Raw genomic sequence first — 11881 nt, 5'->3', positions numbered from 1 at the left:
CGAGGTGGCGGGGACGCTTGCGGGAGGCTCGGCGGCGGGCGAGGTGGCGGCGACGCTTGCGGGAGGCTCGGCGGCGGCCGAGGTGGCGGCGACGCTTGCAGGAGGCGAGGCAGGCGGGCGGCGCGTGGTGGCGCTCGGCGGGGTCGACACGCCACAACGAGCCTATGAATGCCGCGCAGCGGGCGCAATAGGCGTTGCCGTAATGGGCGCCGTCATGCGCGCCGACGATCCGGCGAGTGTCGTGAAAGGACTGCTGCCGTGACGCAGCCACCCGTGGTCCTCACCATCGCAGGCTCCGATTCGGGTGGCGGCGCGGGGATACAGGCCGACCTGAAGACGTTCGCCGCGCTCGACTGCTATGGCGCGAGCGTCGTCACCGCGGTCACCTCGCAAAACACTGTCAAGGTGCGCGACGTGTTCGCGATGCCGCCGAGCGTGGTCGGTTTGCAGCTGGCCTGCGTGCTGGAGGACCTGCCCCTGGCAGCGGTCAAGGTGGGCATGGTCGCCAGCGCCGACATCGCCGCGACGATCCGCGCCAAGGCGTCCGCGGGCGAGCTGCCCAATCTGGTCGTGGATCCGGTGCTGATCTCGTCGACCGGGCGCCGGCTAGGCGTGACGAGCGCGATCGAGCGGCTGCTGCCCTACGCCACGGTCGTCACGCCCAACATGGACGAGGCATCCGCCCTGCTCGGCTGGGAGGTGTCCACCCCGTCCGACATGGCCGGCGCCGCGACCCAACTGGCGTCGATGGGCGCCAAATGCGTCGTGGTCACCGGCGGCGACCTGCTCGGAGACGAGGCGCAGGACGCGGTGTGGACGCCGCAGGGCGTGCGCATGCTCAAGGCCGAGCGGGTGGACACGCGCAACACGCACGGCACCGGCTGCACCTTCTCCTCGGCGATCGCGGCCCGGCTCGCCCACGGCCACCCGCTCGACGAGTCCATCGACTTCGCTAAGCGCTTCGTGCGCGCCGCGCTGCTCGGCGCGGTTGACTGGCGGCTCGGCAGTGGTGCCGGCCCGCTGAACCATTTCTTTGGGAGGATGTCATGAGGCGCAAGGTTTATGTCGGCCCGCTGCGCGTGCCGTTCGCGGAAATCGACCTGACCGACGGCGACACGGTCCGGCTCTACGACACGTCAGGGCCGGGCACGTTCGACCAGAAGCCGCGCGCGCAGTGGGTGGCCGGCCGGACGCCCGTCACGCAACTGGGCCTGGCCCGCGCGGGTGTCATCACGCCCGAGATGGAGTTCGTGGCCATGCGCGAGGGCGTGCCCGCCGAGCTCGTACGGCACGAGATCGCCGCCGGGCGGGCCGTGCTGCCGGCCAACGTCAACCACCCGGAGCTGGAGCCGATGATCATCGGCAAGGCCTTTCTCGTCAAGGTGAACGCCAACATCGGCACGTCGGCGGTCACGTCGAGCGTGGACGAGGAGGTCGAGAAGCTCACGTGGGCCACGCGCTGGGGCGCCGACACGGTCATGGACCTGTCGACCGGACCGCGCATCCACGAGACCCGCGAGGCGATCCTGCGCCACTCGCCCGTGCCGATCGGGACGGTCCCGATCTATCAGGCGCTGGAAAAGGTGAAGGGCGACCCGGTCAAGCTCAGCTGGGAGGTCTACCGGGACACCATCATCGAGCAGGCCGAGCAGGGCGTGGACTACATGACCGTGCACGCGGGCGTGCTGCTGCGCTACATCCCGACGACCGCCAACCGGGTGACCGGCATCGTGTCGCGCGGCGGCTCAATCATGGCCGCGTGGTGCCTGGCCCACCACGAGGAGAACTTCCTCTACACCAACTTCGCCGAGCTGTGCGAGATCTTCGCGAAGTATGACATCACGTTCTCGCTCGGCGACGGGCTGCGGCCGGGCTCGATCGCGGACGCCAACGACGAGGCCCAGCTGGCCGAGCTCAAGACGCTCGGCGAGCTGACGACCATCGCGTGGGAACACGATGTCCAGGTGATGATCGAGGGGCCTGGCCACGTACCGCTGCACAAAATCAAAGAAAACGTGGATCTGCAGCAGGAATGGTGCCATGAGGCCCCGTTCTACACGCTCGGTCCACTTGCGACAGACATCGCGCCCGCCTACGACCACATCACGTCGGCCATCGGCGCCGCGATGATCGCGATGTACGGCACGGCCATGCTCTGCTACGTCACCCCGAAGGAGCACCTGGGCCTGCCCAACAAGGAGGACGTCAAGGCGGGCATGATCGCCTACAAGATCGCTGCTCACTCAGCCGATCTGGCCAAGGGCCACCCGGGCGCGCAGGCGTGGGACGACGCGCTGTCCAAGGCGCGCTTCGAGTTCCGCTGGGAGGATCAGTTCAACCTGGCCCTCGACCCCGACACGGCACGGTCCTATCACGACGAGACACTGCCCGCCCCGGCTGCGAAGACCGCTCACTTCTGTTCGATGTGTGGGCCCAAGTTCTGCTCCATGAAGATCAGTCACGAGCTGAAGGAGGGCATGAAGCAGAAATCCGAGGAGTTCATCGCCTCCGGGTCGCGCGTCTATCTGCCCGTGACTACAGCGTCTGGTGAGCCCGTTTCGGCAGCAGCGCAACGATAATGGCCGGGATCAGTCCAACCACGACGGACGCCATCGCACCGAGATAGGCGTCCGCCTGGTTGGTCATCTGGCGCGAGATGCCCGGCCCGCCCATCAGGTAGGCCAGCGCGATGAGCAGCGGCCCGGTCGCGCCCGACAGCGCGATGAGCACGCGCGACTGACGCCGGACCCACCCGGTGACAGCCACGATGAGCCCGATCACCAGGGCCAGCGCAGGCATGCTGAAGTGTGCCCGCGGCGTCGGCATGAGCGCGCCGATGTCGAGCACGCCCAGGCGCACGGGTTCGGTGTAGAGCCGGCCCTTCGCCGGGCTCGTGTCGGACAGCGAGGCCGCGGCGACCACCCACGCCGCGGCGACAAACCACGCGATGCTCGTGCTCAGCGGGCGGTTGCCGGCGGTCGTCGCGGCGAGAATCGTCCCGGCGACCACGGCCGCGATCCCGGTCAGCGCCATCGTGTATTCCGGGTTGTGCGGCGTGGGCAGGATCGCGTTGACCGCCGGATAGACGGTCAGCGGTACGACCGAGAGAAGCCCGCCGAGACCCGCCGCGAGTGCCGCGACGATCCGCACGAACACACCGCGCCCGTCACTGTGGCGAGACTCTATGCCCTGCCGCCGCGCGATCAGTTTGGCGTGACCGAGGGCAAACGCCGTGCCCCCGACGACCGCCGTCATGGCAAACCATGCCATCCACGTGAGATGGATGTTCCAGTCGTTTTCCACGCCCGCGAAGGGCCGGTTGAAACGCACGGCCTCCAACCCATAGACGAGTCCTAATTGGGCAGCGCCGATCAGAGCGGCCGTGCCGAATGCGACCGCGAATACCCGTGGCCAGAATCTCACCCACGGGACAGTACGTGCTATTCGACCTGGAGTCGATAGCCGCGCTTTACCACCGTCTGAACAAATGCCGGATCCCCAAGACCGGCGCGCAGCCTCGCCACGGCCATTTCCACCGCATGCTCATCGGCACCGCGCGGAAGTGCCGGCAGAAGAGAAGCCCTGGATCTAACCTTTCCCGGTACCTGTGCCAGCGCCCGCAAAACGGCCATCGGCGCGGGGGCGAGCGGCTTGAGCGTCCCATCCACCATCGCCGCATGTCCACGCAGCGTGAGCTGATGACCGGCCACGGTGAGCGTGAGCGACCGCTGGGGCAACTCGTCCACGATGGCCCGCACGAGCGCGCCCAGCCGGGCCCGCGCCGGCGCGATGACCGGAATGCCTTGGCGGATCAGCGGTGCAGCCGTCACCGGCCCGACGCACGCGGCGAGCACATCGGAGCGCAGTGCCTCCAGCACCCCGTCGGCGCCCGTCCCGGCGGCGGCGAGCAGCGCGCCCACGGCGGGCGCGCTGGTGAACGTGATGGCGTCGACGAGCCGGCTTGACACCAGGTCGACCAGGCGGTGCAGGGGAGCGGGGTCAAGCGGCGGCGCCCACCGATAGACGGGCACCTCGATGACATCCGCTCCCGCGGCTCGTAAAGATGCGCAGAACTCCGGCTGCTGCTCGCCGTGCAGCTGTACCGCGATGGTCTTGCCCTGAACACCCCTGCGCAGCAGGTGCGCCAGGCATTCGTCGCACGACTCGGAGTCCGGCGACCACTGGTCCATCAGCCCGGCCGCGCGGACCGCGCCGCGCGCCTTGGGCCCGCGCGCCACGATGTACGCCTCGGCGAGCACCGTCCGGAGCGGATCGGCCAGGCCCCAGCCCTCCGCGGCCTCAAGCCAGCCGCGCATGCCGATGCCCGTGTTGGCCACCACGATGTCGGGCGGGTCGTCCAGGCAGCGCCGGGTCGCCTCGCGCAGTTGCGAGTCGTCGTGCAGCGGCACGATCCGCAGCGCGGGCGCGATGACGACCCGGGCGCCGCGCCGTTCGAGCAGCGCGGCCAGCTCGTCGCGCCGCCGGTCCGCGGTGACACCGATCGTGAACCCGGCCAACTCGCTCAATGGCGTCCCTCCGCTACGCTCCGCGGCGCCTGCCCGTCGATTCGCTCGGGGCAAGCCCTCGCTCATATCGCCACTTCGACCAGGCCGTCGTCGGTGCATCTGACGCGGTAGGTCGGCAGGCTCACGCCCGGCACGTCCAGGCACTCGCCGGTGCGCAGGTCATAAACCTGCTTGTGCAGCGGCGAGGCCAGGGTCGGCGCATCGCCGCGCGTGCCGACGATGCCGCGCGACATCACCTGCGCACCCGCGATCGGGTCGCGGTTGCTCACCGCATACAACTCGTCGTCCCATGTGCGAATCAGCGCGATCTGCGTTCCTTCCACGAGCGCGGCCACACCCCGCTCGGGCTGGATCCGGCTGATCGGGCAAACGGTGGTCCACTGGGTAATGACATCAACACTCATAGCGGCACCTTCTGTCCACGTTCCACGGCATACTTGATGTCTGGGTCCGGCGTGTCCGGCGCGTTGACGAAGGACACGAAGCGCGCCAACCGGTTCGGGTCGGCCAGCGTGTCGCTCCACTCGTCCGAATAGGACTCCACGTGCTTGGCCATCATCGCGTCCAGTTCGGCGCACAGCCCGAGGGAGTCGTCCACAATGACCTCGCGCAGGTGGTCCAGCCCGCCGTCGAGCGATTCGATCCACGATGCCGTGCGCTGCAACCGGTCCGCCGTGCGGATGTAGTACATGAGGAAGCGGTCGATCGTCTGGATCAGCAGCTCCTTCGACGCGTCCGTGAGGAACAGGTCGGCGTGGCGCGGGCGGAAGCCACCGTTGCCGCCCACGTAAAGGTTCCAGCCCTTCTCGGTCGCGATGATGCCGAAGTCCTTGCTGCGCGCCTCGGCGCACTCGCGGGCGCAGCCGGAGACCGCCGACTTGATTTTGTGCGGCGCGCGCAGGCCGCGGTAGCGCAGTTCGAGCTCGACGGCCATGCCGACCGAGTCCTGCACGCCGTAGCGGCACCACGTCGAGCCGACGCAGCTTTTGACCGTGCGCAACGCTTTTCCATACGCGTGGCCCGACTCGAAGCCCGCGTCGACGAGCCGCCGCCAGATCTGCGGCAGTTGCTCCACCCGCGCTCCGAACAGGTCGATGCGTTGGCCGCCGGTGATTTTCGTGTACAGGCCGAAGTCTCGCGCCACCTCGCCGATCACAATGAGCTTGTCGGGGGTGACCTCCCCACCGGGAATTCTCGGCACCACCGAATACGTGCCGTCGCGCTGGATGTTGGCGAGGAAGTGATCGTTGGTGTCCTGCAGCGCGGCCTGCTCGCCGTCGAGGATGTAGCCGTTGCTCATCGAGGCGAGGATGGACGCCACGGCGGGCTTGCAGATGTCGCAGCCGCGACCGGTCCCATGCTCGGAGATCAGCGCGTTGAACGAGGTGATGCCTCGTACATGAATGATGTCGAAAAGCTCTTGCCGCGAATAGGCGAAGTGTTCGCACAGCGCCTTCGACAGCGTCACGCCGCCCTCGGCGAGCAGCTGCTTGAGCAGCGGAACGCAGGAGCCGCAACCGGTCCCGGCCTTGGTGCACGCCTTGAGCGCGGGCACGTCCTGGCAGCCGCCCGCGATCGCCTCGGTGATGTGGTCCTTGGTGACCGCGTGACACGAGCACACCTGCTGGACCTCAAGCTTCACCTGTCCGGACAGGACGGACAGCGGCGGGCCGGGCAGCGGGCCGCCGACGGACGCGCGCAGCGCCGGATAGGCGGAAGCGTCGCCGACGAGAATCCCGCCCAGCAGCGTTTGCGCGTCATCGGTGAGCAGGAGTTTGGCGTAGACCCCGCTGAGTTGATCGGAGACAACGACATCGAGGCCTTCGGCGAACGGTGTGCCGAAGCTCGCGACGTCGACGCCCAGCAACTTGAGTTTGGTGGACGTGTCGGGCGCGGTCATCATGGCCTGCCCGCCGGTCAGCCGGTCGGCGACCACCTCGGCCATGGCATAGCCCGGCGCCACGAGCCCGTAGCAGACCCCTTGCAGGGCAGCACATTCGCCGATTGCCCAGATGCTCTCGTCAGCGGTGCGGCATGTCTCGTCGACCAGGTATCCACCGCGCGGCCCCTTCGGCAGGTCGATGACTTCGTCACGCGGCCTGATCCCGGCCGCGATGATGACGATGTCCACGTCCAGCTCTTGTTCGCCGATGACCATCCCGCCGGGCTTGAGCGCCGAGCACGCCGATCCGGTGTGGACGGTCAGCCCGAGCTCCTCGATGTGCCGCTTGAGCACCGCCCCGCCGCCCTCGTCGACCTGCATCGGCATGAGCCGCGGCGCGAACTCGACCACGTGGACCAAAAGGCCCATGCCCTTGAGCGCGTTGGCCGCTTCGAGCCCCAGCAGCCCGCCGCCGAGCACGGCTCCGACCCGCTTGCCCTGCGCCCACTCCTTGATGCTGCGCAGATCGTCGATCGTCCGATACACGAACACGCCCGGCAGATCGGCCCCGGGGATCGGCGGCACGAACGGCCGCGATCCGGTCGCCAAAACCAGTGCGTCGTAAGGGATGTCGCCGTTGACCGTCTTGTTGAGCCGGTCGACCTCGCGCAGCGGGGTGTTGTAGAGCACCTTCACGCCCTCGGGCGGCCCGCCCATGTCGAGCGACTCGCCTTCGTACCATGAAGTCAACCGCACCCGGTCGTAGGCCGGCACGCTCTCCTCGGCCAGAACCGTGACGTCCCAATCGCTTCCGGCCATCGCCTCCAGGAATCGTTGCGCCACCATGCCATACCCGGCGACTACCAGCTTCCTACTCACGCCGCCACCTCCAGCCACCGGATGATTCCCTCCACCGCGTCCTTGCAACTGCCGCACCCCGTGGTCGCGCGGGTCCGCGTGACCACGTCGTCGCCGTCGCGGAAACACTTGACCAGAGCGCCCTTGCTCACGCCGTTGCACTGGCAGACCGTCGCGGCGTCCGGCATGAGCGCCGGACTGTCCACAGCGGACGCCGAACCGCCGCCCCGCCCCAGCAGCAGCGTGCGCCGGTCCAGGGGCAGGGGAAGCTTGCGATCGAAGATCTGGATCACCTGACCGACGGCCGGGTTGTCGCCCAGCATGACCGCGCCTGTCACCCGGTCCCCACTGATCAGCACGCGGGCGTAGGTGCCCCGGGCCGGGTCGGCGAACAGCACCTCGTCGTCGCCCTGAAGCGTGCCCATCGCCGCGAGGTCGATCCCCGACGCCTTCAACCGCGTGATGGGCGGCTGCGGCTGATACACCGCGAGCGGGTCGCTGGTCAGCTGTTGCGCCACCACGCGTGCCTGCTCCCACGCCGGCGCCACCAGGCCACCGACCTCGTTGCCCAGCTGCGCGCAGTCGCCGATCGCCGAGATGAACCGGTCCGACGTGCGCAGCCGTTCATCGACGACGATTCCCCGATCGACCTTGAGCCCGGCCTTGACCGCGAGTTCGGTCTCCGGCCGGACCCCGCACGCCACGACGATCAGATCGGCGGTGAGCACTCTGCCGTCGTCGAGGTGCAGGTTGCGCTCATCGCTGATGGACGTGGCCATCGCATTGAGATGCACCTTGATGCCGAGCTCGCCGAGCGTGCGCTCGAGCACCCGGCTCGCGCCCGGGTCGAGCTGGCGCTCCATCAGATGCCCCACCGCGTGCACCACCTCCACCGTGATGCCGCGCCCGGCCAGGCCGCGGGCCGCCTCCAGCCCGAGCAGGCCGCCGCCCAAAACGATTGCGGTGCTGGCGTTTTGCGCCTGCGCCAGGATGTTGTGGCAGTCGTCGAGCGTGCGGAACGTCAGCGCGCCCTCCATGCCCCGCGGCACGATGGCGCGGGAACCGGTGGCGAGCACGAGATGGTCGTATGTCTCAATTGAACCGTCCGAAGTGGTCACCGTCTTTTCGACGCGGTCGATCGCGGTGACGGTCACTCCGGTGCGCGCCTTCGGCGAGCCGACGAGCGCGATGTCGCCCGGCCGGTGCTTGCCCGCGAGCACGCTGGACAGCAAAATCCGGTTGTAGGCCGGGTGCTCCTCTGCGCCCAGCACGAGAACGTCTTGATCGGACAGTTCAGTGGCCAAACGGGCCCCGGCCATGCCGTTGCCCACAATCACAACTCTCATGCTGGTTCCACTCGGACGGCGCACACCTTGAATTCCGGCATGCGCGAGATCGGGTCGAGCGCGTCTCCGGTGAGCGAGTTGGCGCGGCCCATGCCTGGGAAGTGGAATGGCGCGAAGACGGTGTCCCGCCGGATGTGCTCCGACAGCCGCACCGGCGCCTCCATCGAGCCCCGCCTGCTGATCACGCGAACCAGGGTGCCGTCATCGAACCCTAGGTCGGGATGCATCTCGACAAAGATAGATCCGTTGAGGATCCGGCGCGTCTGTGCGCCCGATTGGTACTGCGAAAGGACCCTGCCGGTCGTCAGGTAGAGCGGGAACTCGGCGTCGACCTCCTCCGCGACTGGCCGGTGCTCCACCGCAATCATTCGCGCGCGACCGTCCGGGGTCGCGAAGGAGGATTCGAAGAGCCGCGGCGTGCCCGCCCGGTCCGCTGCGGGGCAGGGCCAGAATACGCCGTCCTCGGCGTCCACCCGCTCCCAAGTAACGCCTGCGTAGTCGGCGACCCCGCCAGCGGTGGCCCGCCGCAGCTCCTCGAACACGGCGTGCGGAGCGGAGTCGAACCGCACACCGGACTTGCCCTGGCTGAGCCGGGCGCCCAACTCAGCCATCACCGCCAGATCCGTCCCTATCCCCGGCGGTGGCTCGCGAAGGGCCCGCCTCCGCAGGATGCGGCCCTCCAAATTGGTCATTGTCCCGTCTTCTTCTGCCCACTGTGCCACGGGCAACACCACATGGGCCAGACTTGCGGTCTCACTGGGAACGAAGTCACATACGACAAGCAATTCAAGTTCTTTTAACTTCTTTTCTATGTGTACGGCATTCGGCGCCGATATCACCGGGTTGGACCCGAAGACCAGCAGGGCCTTGACCGTGTCGCCCAGCGAGTCGAGCAGCTCATAGGCTGAAATCCCCTTGCCAGGGAGCGTTTCGGGCTCCACGCCCCACACCTTGGCGACGTGCGCGCGGGCCGCCGGGTCCTCGATGCTGCGGTAGCCCGGCAGCTGGTCGGCCTTCTGCCCGTGCTCGCGCCCGCCCTGCCCGTTGCCCTGACCGGTCAGGCAGCCGTAGCCGGAGCCGCGGCGGCCCGGCAGGCCCAGCGCGAGGGCGAGGTTGATGAACGCGGTGACCGTGTCCACGCCCTTGCTGTGCTGCTCGGCGCCTCGGGCGGTGAGGATGATCGACTTGCCGCGGGCGAGCGCGCGAGCGGTGAGTTCGAGGTCGGCGCTGGAAACGCCCGTGATGCGCTCGACGCGGGCGGGCCAGTAGGCGGCGACGCTCGCCCTGACCGACTCCCACCCGGTGGTGCGATCGTCCACGTAGGACTGGTCGACCAGGCCCTCGGCGATCACGATGTGCAGCAGGCCGAGCGCGAGCGCGAGGTCCGTGCCGGGGGTCGGCTGCAGGTGCAGGGTCGCGGCGCGGGCGGTGAGCGTGGCGCGGGGGTCGATCACGATCTGGGTGCCGCCGCGCTCGCGCTGCTCGGTCAGGTACCGCGCGAACGGGGGCATGGTCTCGGCGACGTTGCCGCCCACGAGAAGGAGGGTGTCGGCCTCGGCCAGATCGGCCATGGGGAAGGGCAGCCCTCGGTCGAGGCCGAACGAGCGGATGCCGGCTGCGGCTGCGGAGCTCATGCAGAACCGGCCGTTATAGTCGATGTGCTTGGTGCCGAGGGCCACGCGGGCAAACTTGCCCAGCGCATAGGCCTTCTCGTTGGTCAGCCCGCCCCCGCCGAACACGGCCACCGCGTCTTTGCCGTGCGTTCGCTGAATGTCCACGATTTTTTCAATGATCAGCGAGTAGGCCTCATCCCAGGAGGCGGCGCGCCCGTCGATCAATGGCGAGGTCAGCCGGTCGGGGTGATCGAGTAGTTCGGCCGAGGTCCAGCCCTTCTGGCACAGCCCGCCCCGGTTTGTGGGGAAATCGCGGGCGCCCACTTCGACCTTGCCGTCGGTCTCGCGCAGGGTCATCCCGCACTGCAAAGCGCAGTAGGGACAATGGGTCGCGACTTCAGGCATGTGCACAAGCGTCCGGGAAACCCGTTTCATTGGAGGGTCCCGTATGTTTCGAGCCTGCTAAGAGCCCCGCACGTTTGATTGAGTGCGTTGTGCCCACTTGACCGATTCACCCAGACTGCACATTGAGTGAGGATCAACTCACGAAGGGTAAAAGTGGTATATCACTCACCCAGGTGGCACACAGGAAGGGATGACCAATGGTCATACCAGATGTACGCTCATCTGCATGACTGCCAAGGTTACCCTGTCCTTCACGGACGAGACGATCGAAGAGGCGCGGCGGTATGCCGAGCGTGACGGGATGTCGTTATCCGCCTGGATAGACCAGGCCGCTCGGGAGAAGGCGCTGCGCGAGCTGTTCAATGCCCATGCCGCCGTGGTGCGGCGCGCCGGTCTGGACCGGCTTGAGAAGACCGCTCTGGATGACGAGCGTGAAGTGGAGATGGTCCGTATGGAACTCCGGGGGCGGCGTGCTTCGTAGAGGTGAGATCTGGCGAATCGAGGGTGCCCGGGAACGGCTTGGCCTCGTGATCTCCTCTGATGTCTACAACAGCACGGACGTGCCAATTGTGGTTGTGGTCGAGGTGGTCGAGGAAGAAGAGCTTCGCGACTCCCCGCTTGCGGTACCGATGGGTGAGTTGATCATTATGCCGGACCGGGTCTCTTCCCCGATGAAACGCTGGTTCACCGACATGGTAGATGTCGCAGACACCGACACGATGAATCGCGTCGGCCGCGCCCTGCGGATCATCCAGGATCTCTAACTTCATACGGTACGGCGATGGGCCGGGCGGATTTGCGCCCGGCCTTCGCAGTTGGGCGCCTGGAAAAATTGCTGCATTTGTACGTTTTTTGGTACACCGGAAGGGGCTGAGTGTGAAGGTCATGAGTTTGTCGGACGCGCGCCAGAACCTTTCCAGCGCGTTCGATGCTATCGAGCGTGATGCGGAGGAGCTGATGATCACCCGCAGTGGGCATCAGCCGATGGTGGTCTTGCCTTTGGAGGACTACCAGGCGATGCAGGAGACGCTCTATCTCATGCGCGGGGCCAACGGCCGTCGCCTGCGTCGCTCGATCGAGCAGCTCGAAGTCGGTCGCACGCGCTCAGTCTCGCCCGAAGAGCTGGACGAATGAAGATTGTCTTCACTGAGGACGCCTGGGAGAACTGCATCTACTGGCAAAGCCGGGACCGTAAGACACGCAAGCGGATCAACTTGCTGATCAAGAACATCTTGCGTGGCGACGAAGCTA

At 67.5% G+C, this 11881-nt stretch carries 11 protein-coding genes and 2 pseudogenes; 7 read left to right on the top strand and 6 right to left on the bottom strand.

Features of this window, described 5'->3' with window-relative positions; genetic code table 11:
• The 3 genes and pseudogenes from DM816_RS42715 to thiC all read left to right on the top strand — a co-directional run.
• Window positions 1-262, top strand: a pseudogene (locus DM816_RS42715) (hypothetical protein); the annotation flags it as partial.
• The gene (gene thiD / locus DM816_RS19105; RefSeq protein ID WP_246002042.1) at window positions 259-1050 is read left to right on the top strand and encodes a bifunctional hydroxymethylpyrimidine kinase/phosphomethylpyrimidine kinase; all 792 of its coding nucleotides are present in this window, start codon (window positions 259-261) and stop codon (window positions 1048-1050) included. The pseudogene DM816_RS42715 and the gene thiD, both read left to right, overlap by 4 nt.
• Window positions 1047-2579, top strand: a complete 1533-nt coding sequence (gene thiC, locus DM816_RS19100; RefSeq protein ID WP_117211606.1) for a phosphomethylpyrimidine synthase ThiC — start codon at window positions 1047-1049, stop codon at window positions 2577-2579. Before thiD ends, thiC begins: the two co-directional genes overlap by 4 nt.
• Here thiC and DM816_RS19095 read toward each other — a convergent pair.
• From DM816_RS19095 to DM816_RS19070, 6 genes are all read right to left on the bottom strand, one after another.
• A complete protein-coding gene (locus DM816_RS19095; RefSeq protein ID WP_117211605.1) occupies window positions 2536-3423 on the bottom strand; it encodes a hypothetical protein in 888 nt (295 codons plus the stop codon). The genes thiC and DM816_RS19095 overlap by 44 nt on opposite strands.
• A gap of 17 nt (window positions 3424-3440) precedes the next feature.
• On the bottom strand, window positions 3441-4526 hold the full coding sequence (locus DM816_RS19090; RefSeq protein WP_246002041.1) for a uroporphyrinogen-III synthase: 1086 nt from the start codon (window positions 4524-4526) through the stop codon (window positions 3441-3443).
• Between the two features lie 62 nt (window positions 4527-4588).
• Window positions 4589-4930 (bottom strand): nitrite reductase small subunit NirD, encoded by a 342-nt coding sequence (gene nirD, locus DM816_RS19085; protein WP_117211603.1) that lies wholly within the window; start codon window positions 4928-4930, stop codon window positions 4589-4591.
• A complete protein-coding gene (gene nirB / locus DM816_RS19080; RefSeq protein WP_117211602.1) occupies window positions 4927-7287 on the bottom strand; it encodes a nitrite reductase large subunit NirB in 2361 nt (786 codons plus the stop codon). Before nirB ends, nirD begins: the two co-directional genes overlap by 4 nt.
• The gene (locus tag DM816_RS19075) at window positions 7284-8612 is read right to left on the bottom strand and encodes an FAD-dependent oxidoreductase (protein ID WP_117211601.1); all 1329 of its coding nucleotides are present in this window, start codon (window positions 8610-8612) and stop codon (window positions 7284-7286) included. The genes nirB and DM816_RS19075 overlap by 4 nt, the downstream gene beginning before the upstream one ends.
• The gene (locus DM816_RS19070) at window positions 8609-10630 is read right to left on the bottom strand and encodes a molybdopterin oxidoreductase family protein (protein WP_246002040.1); all 2022 of its coding nucleotides are present in this window, start codon (window positions 10628-10630) and stop codon (window positions 8609-8611) included. Before DM816_RS19070 ends, DM816_RS19075 begins: the two co-directional genes overlap by 4 nt.
• 226 nt (window positions 10631-10856) lie before the next feature.
• Here DM816_RS19070 and DM816_RS19065 point away from each other — a divergent pair, with 226 nt between their 5' ends.
• The 4 genes and pseudogenes from DM816_RS19065 to DM816_RS45855 form a co-directional block, all read left to right on the top strand.
• Entirely contained in the window at window positions 10857-11111 is a 255-nt protein-coding gene (locus DM816_RS19065) for a DUF6364 family protein (RefSeq protein WP_117211599.1), read from the top strand.
• Window positions 11053-11394 carry a hypothetical protein gene (locus tag DM816_RS19060; RefSeq protein ID WP_170318841.1) on the top strand — a complete coding sequence of 114 codons (342 nt, stop codon included), beginning with the start codon at window positions 11053-11055 and terminating at the stop codon, window positions 11392-11394. The genes DM816_RS19065 and DM816_RS19060 overlap by 59 nt, the downstream gene beginning before the upstream one ends.
• Before the next feature lie 121 nt (window positions 11395-11515).
• Entirely contained in the window at window positions 11516-11764 is a 249-nt protein-coding gene (locus DM816_RS19055; protein ID WP_246002043.1) for a type II toxin-antitoxin system Phd/YefM family antitoxin, read from the top strand.
• Window positions 11761-11862 (top strand): annotated as a pseudogene (locus tag DM816_RS45855) (type II toxin-antitoxin system YoeB family toxin); the annotation flags it as partial. The gene DM816_RS19055 and the pseudogene DM816_RS45855, both read left to right, overlap by 4 nt.
• Window positions 11863-11881 lie beyond the last annotated feature (19 nt).

The sequence above is a fragment of the Allorhizocola rhizosphaerae genome (assembly GCF_003426775.1).
In the GTDB taxonomy this organism is placed as follows: Bacteria; Actinomycetota; Actinomycetes; order Mycobacteriales; family Micromonosporaceae; genus Allorhizocola; species Allorhizocola rhizosphaerae.
The sequence above is the reverse complement of the archived record's forward strand: the minus strand, read 5'-3'. Positions and strand labels throughout refer to the sequence as shown.

Excerpts from the sequence above, each read along its gene's own strand:
- thiC (WP_117211606.1), top strand. The coding sequence starts at position 1,047 with ATGAGGCGCAAGGTTTATGTCGGCCCGCTGCGCGTGCCGTTCGCGGAA.
- nirD (WP_117211603.1), bottom strand. The coding sequence starts at position 4,930 with ATGAGTGTTGATGTCATTACCCAGTGGACCACCGTTTGCCCGATCAGC.
- DM816_RS19075 (WP_117211601.1), bottom strand. The coding sequence starts at position 8,612 with ATGAGAGTTGTGATTGTGGGCAACGGCATGGCCGGGGCCCGTTTGGCC.
- DM816_RS19070 (WP_246002040.1), bottom strand. The coding sequence starts at position 10,630 with ATGCCTGAAGTCGCGACCCATTGTCCCTACTGCGCTTTGCAGTGCGGG.
- DM816_RS19065 (WP_117211599.1), top strand. The coding sequence starts at position 10,857 with ATGACTGCCAAGGTTACCCTGTCCTTCACGGACGAGACGATCGAAGAG.
- DM816_RS19060 (WP_170318841.1), top strand. The coding sequence starts at position 11,053 with ATGACGAGCGTGAAGTGGAGATGGTCCGTATGGAACTCCGGGGGCGGC.
- DM816_RS19055 (WP_246002043.1), top strand. The coding sequence starts at position 11,516 with ATGAGTTTGTCGGACGCGCGCCAGAACCTTTCCAGCGCGTTCGATGCT.